Below are 15310 nucleotides of genomic sequence, written 5' to 3' on the forward strand. Positions count from 1 at the left end.
ATTTTAATGCTGATAAATTAAATACCCCAGTTTTTATTTGGTTTTGGCCCCATTTGCAGTTCAAGCAAGCCACCCGAAATGAGCTGTTCATGCGTAAACCAGGGTTTATTTAATACTTTGCCATTAAATTTGGCGCTTTGGATATATTTATTGATCACAGAGCAGCTATTGGCCACCAGCTTAAACTGCTTGCCATTAGGCAGGTTTACAGTTACCTTGCTAAATACAGGGCTGCCAATAGTATAAACTGGTTTGCCAGGTGTAATAGGGTAAAAGCCCATTGAAGAGAACACCACAAAAGCCGACATGCCCCCGCCATCTTCATCACCGGGGATGCCAAATATGTTATCCTTATACCATACATCAAGCAAAAAGCGAACGCGTTTTTGCGTTTTCCATGGTGCACCGGTGTAATTGTACAGGTAGGGGATATGGAAACTTGGTTCGTTACCCATAGAGTATTGCCCAACCAGGCCTGTTGCATCAGGAAATTTAGCCCAGAATTCATATTTGCTGCGGCCCAGGTCTTCGCGGAACAAACGATCGAGCTTGGCCTCAAAATCGCTGCTTCCGCCCATTAAATTGATCAGTCCGTTAATATCATGCTGCACCTGCCACAGGTAGGTCCATCCGTTATTTTCATCATAGTAATCCCGGCCACCCATGCCACCATCAAATTTGGGGTCAATATTGATCCAGTTGCCAGCCGAATCTTTTGGGATGAACATTTTTACATCGTTATTCCACAAGTTTTTATAATTGGATGCCCGTTTGCCAAATAGCTCCTGGTCGTTTGGCTTCTTTAATTCCTGAGCAAGCTGGCCAACTGCCCAATCATCATAACTGCCGCCAAGCGTTACAGCAACAGCTTGTCTTTTCTCAAATGAGTGCACCAGGCTCACCGTTTCCTTTTCGCCTTTGGCAAGAGCGGGGAAATAACCTTTGGTGTGATAAAAATCATCCAGCGTACACTTGGGGCCATTTTCCCAGGGTAGCATGGTGGCTTCGCTGGCATTTTTAACAACTCCCTCGTAAGCTTTTTCCACATCAAAACCACGGATCCCTTTGCGGTAATCATCCAAAAACATAATGGTGGAATGAAAACCGTTCATGCACGGATTATCGCCAAATAAAACCGGGAACGTAGGCATCCAGCCGCTCTGCTGGTACATGTTTACATAGGAGTTTAACATGTCAGCCTCCATAGCCGGGTTCAAAATTGCCCTTAACGGATGCAGTGCCAGGTAAGTGTCCCAAACCCAGTCATCCACATAAAATGGCCGGGTGGTGGCATGTATTTTCTTATCATAACCACTGTAATAATGCCCGTCTTCAGTAATGTTTACCATGCGTTCATTACAGCGGTATAGCGCGGTATAAAAAGAGCGTTTTTGCGCTTCGGTACCACCTTCTACCTGGATCTGGTTAACCACTTTAGCCCATGCGCTTTTACCTGCCTGCGCTAAACCGGCGAATTTTGTACCAGTAAATTCCTCTTTAAAATTGGTTTGGGCCTGTTGCACACTTATATAGGATATGGCATATTTAAATTCAATAGTGTCTGGTGTCCCGCCCGAAAAGCTGATCCATGATTTGGCGCCATTGCTTTCAACAGCAGCTTCCTTCGTTAATTGCCCATCCTTAACTACCCCGGCATTACCTTTGGCATTAAACAAACCGTACACATAAATTTTAATATCGCCATGATAGGTTTCCATGCCGGTAACCTCGTTGCCGTTGCTAAATTTCCATGAAGCATTGCCATGGTTGTACACGTTGAAAAGGATGCTTTTCGTTGGGGTGTTTGCCGGGAATGCAAAACGGTACATGCCCACCTTTTTGCCCGGTGCAAACTCAACCGTAATATCCTTATCTATTAAATAAGTTGAATAATACCAGGGCCTGGTAATTTCAAGGTCATGATCATAGGGCATTCGCTGATCCCATGATGCTATGGTTAATGGCTGATCATCCGGCTTTATAGAAAAAACCTCGCCAAGCCTGTGCGATACCATGTTGAGCGGGAAGCTCGAGATTTGATCATCAATGTAGCTGCTTCTTAAAGGATACATCCTTATCATTTGATTGGGCAAATGCATAGTTGGCCTTGTAGGTTCCAACAGTTGCCCTACATTGCCTATCCGCGGATCAATGTATTTGAGGTTGCCATCCCGGTTTGTTTGCGCGTTGGTTTTAGTGATACAGGCAATACAATACAAAGCCAGTAGAAGTGCCGGCTTTAGTACCCGGGAAAGCTTAAATAGCCGGTTAAAGCAATTGCAGCTTAACGGCATTGTTGAGTTATTGGACATTGGTTTATAATAAAGATTATAAAACCCAAATTTGTTGTCAGCACTTAATTAATCATTAAAAATTGATTAATTAAAATACCATTATTGCCTTAAACCGATTTATTATTCAATAATCGAATGAAAATCGCGTTCAAAGGCTTCACCATAGATCACCCTATACTCTTTGTTGAAGTTTTCAAAAGTGTTTTTTGCCAGCGAATGTTTACCTAAAAAGGATAAGGCTTTACACTTTAATATCATGGCCTCTTCGTTAACCGGGTCAAAGTAAAAAATATCATTGGCCAGTTTTATTAAAAACTCCGGATCGTCTGCAATTTTAACAGAGTCTGCAAATTGTATATAGGAATCGGTTATTTCGTTTGATACCTCTGATTTAAATGCGTCAAGCCATTCATATTCAATGTTTGATAAAAAATTACCTCTTTGTGTAATATCCGTAAGCTGTAATATTTTTTGCTTGCTTAACTTACTTTTGTTTGATACAATGCACAGGTAATTATGATAATCAACCATGATTTCATTATAGTCGATTTCAATTTTCCAGAACCCGGTATCTTTTGATAAGTGGCAGTGCCCCATTTTATCAAGCAGTGATTTAAGCTTTGTTAAACTTACCGAGCGGTTATTACGGGCGCTTTTTTCTGATTTATCAAACCAAAGCATTTCAATTAGCTTTTCTGAACTCACCCCTCTGCCTAATTTAACCGAATAAAGCAAAATAACCAGGAACAGCTCCTTTAACAATGGCGTAAAATACTTGGTGATCTCGGTGCCTTCGGGGGTAAAAAGCTGCAGGTCGCCAAATAAAAATATAGCGTTCTTATTGCGGTTTAGCCTGTTTTCAGTTTCAGCTATTTGGGGATCATGTTCAGCATAATGATTAATTGCAGCATCGGCTCCAACTTTTTTGTGATAGTGATGGATCGCATTTTTTTTGCGATAGATAATGACTCCAGCTATGCCCAAGCCAACTATAAGTACCCCGCTTATCCATAAAATATAATTAATGCTTTCATCACTGATCACACTGCTATCCAGCGGCTCCGGGGGATTTAAAAGCGAGTATATTTTAATTTTTGTTTGTTCATTCTCCTTAAAAAGAGTAACCGCTAAGAATTTATTGCTGGCAGGGCAGTAATATACATCGGCATACGAATGTACATCATGAAATAAGTAGGGGATAGTGTCGCCAACCGTTTGGTAAGCAGGTTTATCTAACGAGCCACGGATCAGTTGCAGGTTGGAGTTATACTTATGCTGCGGAAAAATAAGGCCGTAATACGTTCTTTCCTTTTCATTTATTATTAAGGAGTTGGCAAATACAAAGTCCTCTCTTTTAGGGTCAATAGTAAATAGTTTTTTAAAAGCTTTATCCTTGACTGTAAAGCGCATCATATCGTACAAATTCCTTGGGTTTACAATCTGCTGCCCCGAGGCGCTCCCATAGCCACCCATTACATAAGCCGTATCGCCAGTTGCATTTGTACCTAAACCGGCCATATAACGCGGGGTAAATTTATCGCCATTAGTTTTTATATCCTGCCACGTCCTGGTGTTCACATTGTATCGTTTTACACTATCTTTATAAACCAATTGTCCGTAACCGCCAATGGTATATATAGATGTATCTGCTTTACAGAAAAATTTATTTAAATGCCCTGAATTAGTAGCCAGGGGCATAGTTTTAAAGCTCTTATCCCACTTTTTATTTTTAATACTATAAGTAGCTGTTATTTTTTGGTCAATAAAAAGATAATATAGCTTATCATTATTAAAAAGGGTTTGGTCACCGGGGATCAATTGCTGTTTGCCTGTAAGGTATGCGTCATTTTTTAACTGTGGTGCTTTACTTACTGAATAAGATAGTAATGAATCGGCAGTAATAATATAAACAGTTTCAGTAGCCGGGTCAAAGGCCAGGCTTGCAGTTCCGGCAATAGTAAGCTCCTTTTCCATTTGCCAGTTACGATGGCGCGCTTTTATCCATAACGGATTGGTAACCGATCCGTTATTCTGATCAATAATTTCATGTGCCACATCTCCGTGCCACTCACTAAGTGGCCACCAGGATAACAGCTTGTTGTTTTGCAGCACCTTTACATCCTTCAGTTTAAATGGCGGCAGATCTGTAGTTTGATATCTATTATAGGCATTTGCTCCAAAAAGCATATGGTAGCTGGAGTTTTGTATTAAATGTACGCCGGTTTCGCTGTAGGATGCCTTACCTGAAAATACGGTAAGCCTGTCATTTTTAAAGTCTATCAATATCCGGAGCTTGCTCCAATCGCTATAGAGAAGTTTGTCGTCAATATTAAATGAAATTTTGGAGAGCTTTTCACCAATAATGATCTTGAAGTGTTTAACATTAGCCTGGTTATCATATACCAGGTCGATATTCTGCTTATCGTCACCAATCAGTCTTAGTATATAGCCGAAGTATATTTGCTGGTTGGGTATAAATGAAAGGTCAAATGTAAACTCCAGGTTATCTTTTGGAGCAATATCCTTAATACCAAGATCTAACGTTGTACGCTTATCCTGTACTACCTCATGACTATAAAAACCGAGCCCGTATGATTGTGCATAAGCAGGTGGTATAAATAGTATATTTAAAAAAATAACTGCAAATATTCCCGATAAAAAAAATCTCATGTTGATCAGTACAAGATAAGTATTAGAACTTAAGTACCTGCGCTGTAATTTTATAATTTAGGTCAAAAAAACATACCTGTGTTTAGATGACGGCAATGGCTAAATTACAATAAAAACACTTTAAATTCAAAGATTATGTGATTATATGAGAATAATTAGCAGCACAGGAAAACAATATATAATATGGACAACGCAAACAATAATGAAACACTGATCAGGCAACTTGTTGAGAACTGGGCCAAGGCAGTCCGCAATAAAGATCTTGACACTATACTTGCTCACCATGCAGACGGCATAGTAATGTTTGACGTACCCGAACCTTTTCAATCAGTGGGGATTGACGCTTACCGCGATACCTGGGATTTGTTTTTTAAGTACACAGAACCTGGTGTGTTTGACATTCAACAATTAAAAATAGTTGCTGATGAAAATGTTGCTTTCTGCATTGCAACAATGAAATGTTCAGACAAAAGCAGTAGTGCCGACTTTGTACCACTGGATTTTAGATTAACAATAGGATTGGAAAAAATAAATAATCAATGGACAATCGTTCATGAACATCATTCAATTCCTTCAAAATAAAAACTAATAAGAACATTGTAACGAGGATCCCATCATGCCGGGAAAAGCCTGAACTCTTTTTTTAGTGGAGTCGGGAGCTCTATGATTTGGTTGATTTCTTCGTGAAAAATGTGCGTTTTTAACGCTTAATAAATTACATAGGTTAAATTGATAAAATACATAGAATTGTATATCTGCCATCAAAACAAAGTTACCATACTGCAAATATCCTCGCTATTCCCCCGGTTGCCCCGCCTACTTTTGGTGCGCCGACAATAAGGATGGCTCCTGTTACGGGTACTTTTTCTAAGTTCGCCACATTTTCCACCGCCCATTTTCCGTAAGAAAAAAGCATTTTATGGGTAGTATAATTATTGTCCATACCAGGATCGAACGATATCGCGTCAGCGCCTATACCTGCTATAGCCCTGTTTTTGGCAAGAAACTGTACAGCAGCTACTGAAAAGCCTGGAAAATGTTTATTACCGCTACTGTCTATGCCCATATAAACAGGCGTTTTTACATATTTACCCCAACCCGAAAGCATCATGACGCAACTATGGGGCTGTATCCGGCCATTCACTTCTTCAAACTTTTCGATATCGCTAACCGTAAGTTCTGCATCTCTATTCTTTGCAGTCTTTGTCCTGATATCGATCACTATCATTGGCACAATAAGGTCTTCCGGCCTTATTTGGTCTACCGAAATGCCGTTTGGCTGAAAGTGATTAGGCGCGTCTATGTGTGTGCCTAAATGTTCATGAATAATCCATGTATTAGCGTTCACACCATTTTTTTTCAGCGTGGCCATCGGTTTTAACCGGAAAGGAAAAGTTAGTTTGTGAACAGGTATATAAGGAAAATCCTTTGTTAATGTATAAGTAAGATCCTCCAAATGGCCGTAGGATAATACTTTATTTTGATAAGACTGTTCTTTTTTCTTTTTACAGCCCCCAATAAATGCGAAACAAAAAATTATGAGCGCCAAAGCCGAACCTATATTTCCAGCACCGATTATCACTATTTTCATAAAATTCAATAAATTACTGTAATAAGCCGGGCGTCAAGTAGATGCCCGGCCATCAAATGTAATTCATCACAAACCTAAGGTCAATAACTAACCAAAAAGTAGGCTGCTATTAAATTTGGTGTTTAAGATCACCGATAATTAAAAAATGAACTATAAGCTGCTTAATAAGTTTTTTATCGAGACTTACTTATAAAGATGCTGGTCTTTAATATAATCTATATTATTTTCCATCAAGTAATCAATTCCCCACTTGCTGATAAATTCATACAGTGGGCCTAGCGATTGTCCTCTTTCTGTAAGGAAATATTCTACACGGTTTGGTTTTATTGAAAGCTGGTTTTTGGCTATTAATTTATCTCTTTCCAGTTCCTTCAATTGCTGTGAAAGCATTTTTTCAGAAATACCAGGAAGATTAGTTCTAAAGTCTTTATAACTTTTTTTAGTAAAATAGTACAGATGGAACAAGATCAGCAATTTCCATTTACCGCCTATCAATCCCAATGTCACATCTACAGGGCATGTATATATTTTTTCGTTTAATGCTATCATAACCAATCACCGTATAACGCTTCAGTTAATTTAAAGATAAAGGTGTTCCATATCCCGTTAAATTTCCTGCCAAAATTTAATCTTGTCAGCTTGTAGCAGTATAAAAGCGTTCCATATGATTTTGAAATGCCACTTTGCCATGCGCAAATAGCTCCCTCAGACAATTCTTCATAAAGCGTAATCACCTACTTTTTAGTTAGTTATTGACTTTGCATTATTCATAGAATACTTTTGAGCTTTCCCAAATTAAAAAACATAATGAGTATGAATCTTAATTTCTTCATGCAAACCAGATCCTGTGGGATGGATCTGACTGCACAAAACTATTAAATATGACCATAGAATATATCAGGTACAAAATACCTTCAGAAACAAGAGCAGCCTTTATCAATAGTTATCTCAAGGCCGGTGAGTCGCTAAGGGCATCGGACTACTGTTTGGGTTATGAACTTACACACGGAGAGGAAGAGCCCGAAAATTTTATACTTCGCATCAAGTGGACTTCATCTGAAGACCATATTAACAAATTCCGCAAGAGCGATGTTTTTAAAACTTTTTACCAGGATGTTGCGCCGTATTTCGGCAACATACAGGAAATGAAACACTACGATCTTACCGAAGTGTATTGGAAGAAATGATCCAATGCTTATATAGTAATAAAAACATAATTATGAACGACAATAAACCTATCCCCCCGCTTTATGAATGGGCCGGCGGAATGCCTGTATTTGTGGAATTATTCGCTAAATTTTATGATAAGGTATTAAGCGACGATATATTGGGACCTGTGTTTAAGCACATGTCACCGCTGCACAGGCTGCACGTCGCTCATTTTGTGGCCGAAGTGCTGGGTGGTCCGAAATTGTACAGCGAGCGTGAGGGCAGCCATTTCGAAATGATCCGCCATCACCTGTCCAAACATCTTACCCAGCAGCACCGCCAGCGCTGGGTGGAGCTGCTACTGCAAACTGCCGACAAGCTGAAACTCCCTGACGATCCCGAGTTTCGCTCGGCATTCCTGGCCTACCTGGAATGGGGAACGCGTATAGCGGTTATTAATTCAAACCTGGACAGCATCAACGAATCACCCGATCTGCCTATGCCAAAATGGGGGTGGGGAGTACCTGGCGGACCTTTTCAAGGATAGGGTGCGATTAATTCCACAGGGGGCAAAGATCAAATATTATTAACAATAGTTCAGCGGATTGGGATAATTGTCACTTTGGTCTTCTACTGTATTATCCAGGCACTGAAAATCTTTCTCTATCAATAGGAATAAACCATTGTCTGTGTGGTTAAATCCAACTTTGTCGGTGAATGCCCATTCCCTGATCATGGCATCCGGCATCAGCAGCGTAATTTTGTTGTTTATAAATGTAGCCGAAAGATGGTCATCAAAACTCCGCTGTAAAGCATATGATAATACATTGCTGCCAAAGTTTGTTGTTTCTTCAATATAGCCATTCTGTGAAAAGTCATATACATCTCCTTTGGTTAATCTGTATCGTATTGAATTTCCTTTTATGCGTATTTTCATGATTTAATCGTTTTAATTAATTATCCCGGTTACTTCACCTATAATAATAATTGCCGGGTAGGTTAGCTGCTTGCTTTCGGCTATCGCAGAAAGGTCTTTAACCATCCCTCTTGCCGATTTTTGTTTGGGTAATGAAGCATGCTGTATAATTGCAGCTGGAATATTTCCTTTACCTGCTGCTATGTATGTTTCGGCAATTTCATCCAGTTTCTTCATCCCCATATAAATAACTACTGTTGCGTTGCTTTGGATAGCCAGCTCAAGATCTGCAGATAGCCTGCCATCTTTCTTTGTGCCGGTTACCATCCAAACACTTTCACTTATGGATCGATGAGTAAGCGGGATATCTTCAAACCCCGATGCCTGCATACTTGTAATACCGGGGATAAAATGTGTTTTAATCCCATTTGCGCGCGCATATATTATTTCCTCAAAGCCCCTGCCGAATATAAATGGGTCCCCGCCTTTCAATCGGATCACTTTTCCTTTTGTAAAAGCAAAATGTTTTATCATTTCATGGATCTCTTCCTGGGGAGTGTTTTTGCCATAAGGCTGTTTGCCAACATATATTTTTTCACAAGTATCAGGCGCCAGGTCTAAAAGCTCCTTATTGGCCAAATTATCATATAATATAACATCAGCCTGCTGCAAAAGCTTATATCCTTTAACAGTTATTAGCTCAGGATCACCGGGACCTGCCCCCAAAACAAATAATTCAGGATTTATGCTGATATTTTTCATTGATTTCTAATTATTTGCGTAAATTTTACTGTTTTATTCCTTAATTATTCATGCAAAATTCAAATTTCGCAATTATTGAATCAAAAATATAAAAATTACATGACTAAAATCATATAAAAATCAATTTTAATCAACAATAAATGATAATAAATATGATTTAATTAATAATTTTTTTGTTTTTTGATTTTATTTTTGTAAAATTGCTATTGTAAACGCATTCAAGGTCGCAATTTGGTGTGTTTATCGTTTTTAAGCTTTAACAATCTAATAAAATCAATATGCACAAGCCAACAATTGTTGTAGTTGGGAACGGCATGGTAGGCTATAAGTTTTGTGAAAAACTGGTAGCCAAAACATCAGCGTTCAGGATCATTGTATTTGGCGAGGAATCTCGCGCTGCTTATGACCGTGTTCACCTCAGTGAATATTTCAACGGAAAATCTGCAGCCGATCTTTCTCTTTCAACCGAAGCGTGGTATGCTGAGCATGATATAGTTTTACACCTTGGCAATCCCGTACAGGAAATAAACCGGTCGACAAAAACCGTACATGCATTGCTTGGCGATACTTTTGAATATGACTACCTGGTATTGGCAACAGGCTCATCTGCTTTTGTGCCTGATATACCGGGAGTAGAAAAAGAGGGCGTATTTGTTTACCGCACAATTGACGATTTAGAGCTTATCAAAGCTTACGCACCTAACGTAAAAAAAGGCGCCGTGATGGGCGGCGGCCTGTTAGGGCTTGAGGCAGCCAAGGCCTTAATTGATTTGGGGATTGACGAAACACATGTAATTGAATTCGCTCCCCGCCTTATGCCAAGGCAAATTGATTCTGCAGGCAGTGCTATGCTGCAATCAAAATTAACAGATCTGGGCTTAAATATCCACCTGAATAAAAGCACCGCTTATATTGGCGGCTCGCACAAAATAGATGCACTACATTTTAACGACGAAAGCGCGCTTGCTGTTGACATGCTGGTAATATCAGCAGGAATAAGGCCTCGCGATGAGCTGGCAAAACTGGCAGGCTTGCACACCGGCACCCGCGGCGGCATTTTAGTGAATGAAAAAATGCAAACCAGCGATGAAAATATTTTTGCGATAGGTGAATGCGCCTTGTATGAAAATATGATCTATGGCCTGGTTGCCCCTGGTTACGAAATGGCTGACATTGTGGTTAACCAGCTAACGGGCGGCAGTAAGTTGTTTTATGGTTACGATATGAGCACCAAGCTAAAACTGATTGGTGTTGATGTGGCAAGTTTTGGCGATGCCTTTATTACCGAGCCGGATTGTCGCACCATAGTTTTTGAGGATACCCATAAAGGTATTTACAAACGGATCAACCTCAGCACCGATGGTAAATACTTATTGGGCGGCATTTTAATCGGCGATGCTGATGCCTACAATATGTTATTGCAAACCGTTAATAATAAAATGATCCTTCCGCCTAACCCGGAGGACCTTATATTGGGATCAAGGGGTGATGGAGAAGCTACAGGCGCAGGCGTAATGAGCCTGCCTGATGATGCGCTGATCTGCTCTTGCGAGGCCGTTACCAAATCAGCCATATGCGGAGCTGTCAACGATGGCGCTACTACTGTTGATAGTATAAAAAAATGCACTAAAGCCGGCACAGGTTGCGGCGGATGTATTCCACTGGTAAAAGACCTGGTAGCAGGCACCCTAAAAGCCAATGGCGTATATATTAAAAATGTAATATGCGAACATTTCGATTACTCCCGCCAGGAGTTGTTTGACCTGGTTAAGATAGGGCAAATAAAAAATTACGATGTTGTGCTTGATCATTTTGGCAAAGGCGATGGCTGCGAAACCTGCAAGCCGGTAGTGGCAAGTATCTTGTCGAGTCTGTGGAACGAGGTAATTGTGAAACAGGATACAATACAGGATAGTAACGACAGGTTTTTGGCCAATATTCAAAAGGGAGGCACGTACTCCGTTGTGCCAAGAATTCCGGGCGGTGAAATTACTCCCGATAAATTAATTGTAATTGGCACCGTAGCTAAAAAATATAATTTATATACCAAAATAACCGGCGGGCAGCGGATTGATCTGTTTGGCGCTCACGTAAATGACCTGCCTGCAATTTGGGAAGAATTAATTGATGCCGGCTTTGAAAGTGGCCATGCTTATGGCAAAGCTTTACGTACCGTTAAAAGTTGCGTGGGTAGCACCTGGTGCCGTTTCGGCCTGCATGACAGTGTTTCATTTGCAATTGAAATTGAGGATAGATATAAAGGTATTAGGTCTCCGCATAAATTAAAGGGCGGCGTTAGCGGTTGCGTTAGGGAATGTGCTGAAGCACAGTCAAAAGATTTTGGAGTTATAGCCACTGAAAAAGGCTGGAATCTTTATATATGCGGCAACGGCGGCTCAAAACCGCAGCATGCCCAATTACTGGCTACCGATATTGATAAAGAAACGCTGGTAAAATACCTGGACAGGTTCCTGATGTTTTATATTAAAACGGCTGATCCGCTTACCCGTACCGCAACCTGGTTAAATAAAATGGATGGCGGGATGAGTTATTTAAAAAACGTAATTATAAATGACAGTCTGGGGATAGCGCCAAGCCTTGAAGAGGAGATGCAGCAATTGGTTGACACTTACCATTGTGAGTGGAAGGAAGCTATTTCAAACCCAGATATGCGCAAACGTTTCTCGCATTTTATAAACGCGCCCGAAGAAAAAGACCCGAGCGTTCAGTTTGATACAATGCGCAGCCAGGTAAAAGCAAAGGATTGGTAATAATTAAACATACAACATGGAAACGTTAACAGAAATAAATTGGATATTGGCATGCTATACAGATGATGTTCCTGAAAATGGCGGAGCCTGCATAAAACATGGTGACGAACAGATAGCTATATATAATTTTACGCGGAGGCAGGAGTGGTATGCAACCCAAAACCTATGCCCGCACAAGCAGCAAATGGCTTTATCAAGAGGCATGATCGGGAGTGCAGGCGAACATTGTGAGCCCAAGGTGGCCTGTCCGTTTCACAAAAAAACATTTTCGCTGCTTACCGGCGAATGCCTGAGCGATGATGATAATTGCCAAATAAAAACTTACCCCATAAAAGTTGATGCCGGAAAAGTTTTTATAGGAATAGCTTGTTGAGGAAAGAATCAAGATAATAAGAGTCAAGAATCAAGAGCGAAGAAAAACCAACTGCTTCTTTCTATCTTGACTCCTGATTCTTGCCTCCTTAAAGAGCTTCATCGTTTGTAAGCTGCCTTAATCTTTGCTTATCGGTAACTTTTATGTTTTTATTCTGCAGGGAAATAATATGTTCATTGGTTAGCTCATTGATTACCCTAAAAACAGTTTCATAAGTGGCTCCTGTAAACGAAGCAAGATCCTGCCTGGATAGTTTTACATTAATAAAGCCATCATAGGTTAAGCCAAATTGGGTTTCAAGCAACATCAAAGCTTGAGCTACGCGCCCTTTAACTGACATGTGCGCCAGGTTGCGCATTTTGTTTTCTGATTCCTGCAGATCCTTTGCAAAAAACATCATCAGCTTATAGGCGAAATCGTGATTAACTTTTAAGGTGCTTTCAAAAAAGTCCATATCAAAATAACAAACTATTCCTTCCTCTATCGCAGTTGCCGATACCGGGTAAATTGATTCGCCCATGCCTCTATGCCCAAAAATTGCCCCGTTATTGGCAAATCGTAAAATGATCTCCTTGTCGCTACCCCATTTTTTGTGCACTTTAACATTCCCGTTCAGAACAAAATAGATGCCCTTTACCGGATCGCCCTCTTTAAAGATAACCTCGTTTTTTTTAACGTGAAAATTACTTTTATGCGAAACGATTGCATTTTTCCACTCCGGCAAGCAGTTTTTGCACAAAAAACAACTGTCTGCGTTGCACTTTATTAAATTTTTCTTCATTAAAGGGTAGTGTTTACACTAATTAACAATCAAACTTAACAATAAATCCCAATTCAATTAAAAATTATAAGTTTTACCATTAATAAAACATGTTAATTGGTTATAAAACAAGTTTTTATTAAAATATCTAAATTTTTATTAGGTATCGTAATCATTATTTGTATTCAGTATTAAAATAAGCTGATTTTTCGTTGTAAAATTTCTATTTTTTGATCTGTTTTTACCTTGTATATTACTTAAATCATAAAAATGACTCATTTTGAAATAAAAAATTGCACTTAAAAACGATTTTGGTTATATTTATCGAAGTAAAGTAAAGAAATAATCACTAAAATATAAAAAGGATCGCTTATGAATAAACTCAGACATTAAAAAAAAATAAAAAAGCCCTGCCGGGAGGTCGCATTCCCAGACAGGGTTAAACAGTTTTATCGCTTTAACAACTAAAAAACCATTTCAAATGTACAAAATTGTATCAAATCAATATACAATTACTCTAATTGTATTATTTACATCATTTATTTTATCGTTTTCGGCCTCTGCGCAGCTTTCTTTATCGGGCCAGCTTCGCACAAGAGGCGAATTACGTGATGGCTACGGAACCTTAGAACCGACTTTAAATAAAAACGCAGCATTTATCTCCCAGCGTACCCGGCTTACTTTCCATTATAACAGCAGCAAGCTTATTTTTCATACCTCATTACAGGATGTAAGGCTCTGGGGCCAGGATGCTTCAACCATTAGCAGCACCGATGGCAACAAACTGGAACTACATGAGGCCTGGGCCGAAATTATTTTATCAAATAAAAAGGATACCGCATTTAAACATTCGCCCTTTGACTATTTTGGAATTAAAGTAGGAAGGCAGGAACTTGTTTATGATGATGAACGGCTGCTCGGCAATTCAGACTGGATTCAGCAAGGCCGCCGTCATGATGCCATTGTTTTAAAAATGGTTGAAAATGGCTGGAAAGTTGACCTCGGTGCAGCCTTTAATCAAAATAGCGATGCTATTAATTATAACGGCACTTATTACACCCCTGCCAATGTGCCGGCTACTATAAAAGACAACAATGGCAATTTGGCCAATACGCCCGCAGGCTTTATTCCGCTGGTTAACAGCGCCGGTTTAAGCGCTAAAAACGGAAGTCCGGTATTTGCAAATTCACCCGGCACAAACGCACTTACCCAGAATTACAAAGCGCTTGAATATCTACACGTTGAAAAGCAATTTGAAACCACAAAAATATCGGCCCTGTTTTTAACCGACCAGTTTGGAAAATACAAGCTTGATTCAGTTAAAAATGTATCCGGAACTGATATTGGCTATATATATGGCCAGCATTTTAACCAAAGCGGTGTAAATACACGTTACACTACAGGCTTGTTAATAAACCCCGTATTTGGAAGTAATAACGAATGGGGACTAAACGGAGAATTTTATTACCAGGGCGGCCGCGACAGGAACGGACTTGCATTAAGCGCTTACACTTCAACAATTTCCCTGTTATATAACTTTCACAATTTGAATTTGACAGGCGGCTGGGACTATTTATCAGGTAATAATTCCTTTTCAACCTCAACAACCAATCATCGTTTCGACCCGCTGTATGGAACGCCCCACAAGTTTTGGGGATATATGGATTATTTCTACGCAGTTAGCGGATCGCCAACCGGTGGCTTGAGCAACCCTTTTATAAAGGTTAAGTACACTACAACTAACAAAAGGTTTTTTGTTCAGCTAGATAATCATTACTTCCTGCTTGCAAACAATCAAAAGGATCTTAGTGGTGCACCGGTAAGCAAATACCTGGGGACAGAATTTGATCTTACAACCGATTATAAGCTCAATAAAGTTACATCGGTTGATCTTGGCTTGTCGTACATGTCAGCTACCAGCAGCATGCAATATGCTAAAAACATCACACCCGGCACTGCAAAGCTAAGTCCGTTTTGGGCCTATCTGCAGATAAATATTAAACCAGAATTTCTTAATAAATAAT

Annotated in this window: 13 protein-coding genes; 6 read left to right on the forward strand and 7 right to left on the reverse strand. The window is 39.7% G+C overall.

What is annotated here, in order from left to right; translation table 11 throughout:
* Positions 1–17: 17 nt before the first annotated feature.
* Together BUE31_RS00535 and BUE31_RS00540 are read right to left on the reverse strand one after the other, a co-directional pair.
* Positions 18–2312 (reverse strand): GH92 family glycosyl hydrolase, encoded by a 2295-nt coding sequence (locus tag BUE31_RS00535; protein WP_234997720.1) that lies wholly within the window; start codon positions 2310–2312, stop codon positions 18–20.
* A 102-nt stretch (positions 2313–2414) separates the two neighbouring features.
* Positions 2415–4964: a hypothetical protein gene (locus BUE31_RS00540; protein ID WP_073399253.1), complete on the reverse strand. Its 2550-nt coding sequence runs from the start codon at positions 4962–4964 to the stop codon at positions 2415–2417.
* A 183-nt stretch (positions 4965–5147) separates the two neighbouring features.
* On the opposite strand from BUE31_RS00540, the gene BUE31_RS00545 reads away from it, so the two are divergent.
* The gene (locus BUE31_RS00545) at positions 5148–5546 is read left to right on the forward strand and encodes a YybH family protein (protein ID WP_073399255.1); all 399 of its coding nucleotides are present in this window, start codon (positions 5148–5150) and stop codon (positions 5544–5546) included.
* Positions 5547–5736: 190 nt separating this feature from the next.
* On the opposite strand, the gene BUE31_RS00550 is transcribed toward BUE31_RS00545, so the two are convergent.
* Positions 5737–6555 (reverse strand): cyclase family protein, encoded by an 819-nt coding sequence (locus BUE31_RS00550; protein WP_083619177.1) that lies wholly within the window; start codon positions 6553–6555, stop codon positions 5737–5739.
* Between the two features lie 183 nt (positions 6556–6738).
* Complete coding sequence (locus tag BUE31_RS00555; RefSeq protein WP_073399257.1) at positions 6739–7104, reverse strand: winged helix-turn-helix transcriptional regulator; 366 nt, start codon at positions 7102–7104, stop codon at positions 6739–6741.
* Positions 7105–7436: 332 nt separating this feature from the next.
* On the opposite strand from BUE31_RS00555, the gene BUE31_RS00560 reads away from it, so the two are divergent.
* Together BUE31_RS00560 and BUE31_RS00565 are read left to right on the forward strand one after the other, a co-directional pair.
* The gene (locus BUE31_RS00560) at positions 7437–7742 is read left to right on the forward strand and encodes a putative quinol monooxygenase (protein ID WP_073399259.1); all 306 of its coding nucleotides are present in this window, start codon (positions 7437–7439) and stop codon (positions 7740–7742) included.
* 32 nt (positions 7743–7774) lie between these two features.
* On the forward strand, positions 7775–8251 hold the full coding sequence (locus tag BUE31_RS00565) for a group II truncated hemoglobin (protein ID WP_073401528.1): 477 nt from the start codon (positions 7775–7777) through the stop codon (positions 8249–8251).
* Positions 8252–8290: 39 nt separating this feature from the next.
* On the opposite strand, the gene BUE31_RS00570 is transcribed toward BUE31_RS00565, so the two are convergent.
* Positions 8291–8641, reverse strand: a complete 351-nt coding sequence (locus tag BUE31_RS00570; RefSeq protein ID WP_073399260.1) for a DUF7009 family protein — start codon at positions 8639–8641, stop codon at positions 8291–8293.
* Positions 8642–8653: 12 nt separating this feature from the next.
* A complete protein-coding gene (gene cobA, locus BUE31_RS00575; protein WP_073399262.1) occupies positions 8654–9382 on the reverse strand; it encodes a uroporphyrinogen-III C-methyltransferase in 729 nt (242 codons plus the stop codon).
* A 278-nt stretch (positions 9383–9660) separates the two neighbouring features.
* On the opposite strand from cobA, the gene nirB reads away from it, so the two are divergent.
* Both nirB and nirD read left to right on the forward strand, forming a co-directional pair.
* Positions 9661–12153, forward strand: coding sequence for a nitrite reductase large subunit NirB (nirB, locus tag BUE31_RS00580; RefSeq protein ID WP_073399264.1), 2493 nt, complete (start codon positions 9661–9663; stop codon positions 12151–12153).
* Between the two features lie 16 nt (positions 12154–12169).
* A complete protein-coding gene (gene nirD, locus BUE31_RS00585) occupies positions 12170–12526 on the forward strand; it encodes a nitrite reductase small subunit NirD (protein ID WP_073399266.1) in 357 nt (118 codons plus the stop codon).
* Positions 12527–12614: 88 nt separating this feature from the next.
* Here nirD and BUE31_RS00590 read toward each other — a convergent pair whose 3' ends face one another.
* Positions 12615–13307 (reverse strand): Crp/Fnr family transcriptional regulator, encoded by a 693-nt coding sequence (locus BUE31_RS00590; RefSeq protein ID WP_073399268.1) that lies wholly within the window; start codon positions 13305–13307, stop codon positions 12615–12617.
* 460 nt (positions 13308–13767) lie between these two features.
* On the opposite strand from BUE31_RS00590, the gene BUE31_RS00595 reads away from it, so the two are divergent.
* Positions 13768–15309: an alginate export family protein gene (locus BUE31_RS00595; protein ID WP_083619180.1), complete on the forward strand. Its 1542-nt coding sequence runs from the start codon at positions 13768–13770 to the stop codon at positions 15307–15309.
* Position 15310: the final 1 nt, after the last annotated feature.

Source organism: Mucilaginibacter sp. OK098 (assembly GCF_900142915.1).
In the GTDB taxonomy this organism is placed as follows: domain Bacteria; phylum Bacteroidota; class Bacteroidia; order Sphingobacteriales; family Sphingobacteriaceae; genus Mucilaginibacter.

Bases quoted from the DNA above. Each gene is read 5' to 3' on its own strand.
- BUE31_RS00540 (WP_073399253.1), bottom strand. From the start codon at position 4,964: ATGAGATTTTTTTTATCGGGAATATTTGCAGTTATTTTTTTAAATATA.
- BUE31_RS00550 (WP_083619177.1), bottom strand. From the start codon at position 6,555: ATGAAAATAGTGATAATCGGTGCTGGAAATATAGGTTCGGCTTTGGCG.
- BUE31_RS00565 (WP_073401528.1), top strand. From the start codon at position 7,775: ATGAACGACAATAAACCTATCCCCCCGCTTTATGAATGGGCCGGCGGA.
- nirD (WP_073399266.1), top strand. From the start codon at position 12,170: ATGGAAACGTTAACAGAAATAAATTGGATATTGGCATGCTATACAGAT.
- cobA (WP_073399262.1), bottom strand. From the start codon at position 9,382: ATGAAAAATATCAGCATAAATCCTGAATTATTTGTTTTGGGGGCAGGT.
- BUE31_RS00555 (WP_073399257.1), bottom strand. From the start codon at position 7,104: ATGATAGCATTAAACGAAAAAATATATACATGCCCTGTAGATGTGACA.
- BUE31_RS00545 (WP_073399255.1), top strand. From the start codon at position 5,148: ATGGACAACGCAAACAATAATGAAACACTGATCAGGCAACTTGTTGAG.
- nirB (WP_073399264.1), top strand. From the start codon at position 9,661: ATGCACAAGCCAACAATTGTTGTAGTTGGGAACGGCATGGTAGGCTAT.
- BUE31_RS00590 (WP_073399268.1), bottom strand. From the start codon at position 13,307: ATGAAGAAAAATTTAATAAAGTGCAACGCAGACAGTTGTTTTTTGTGC.
- BUE31_RS00595 (WP_083619180.1), top strand. From the start codon at position 13,768: ATGTACAAAATTGTATCAAATCAATATACAATTACTCTAATTGTATTA.
- BUE31_RS00570 (WP_073399260.1), bottom strand. From the start codon at position 8,641: ATGAAAATACGCATAAAAGGAAATTCAATACGATACAGATTAACCAAA.
- BUE31_RS00560 (WP_073399259.1), top strand. From the start codon at position 7,437: ATGACCATAGAATATATCAGGTACAAAATACCTTCAGAAACAAGAGCA.
- BUE31_RS00535 (WP_234997720.1), bottom strand. From the start codon at position 2,312: ATGTCCAATAACTCAACAATGCCGTTAAGCTGCAATTGCTTTAACCGG.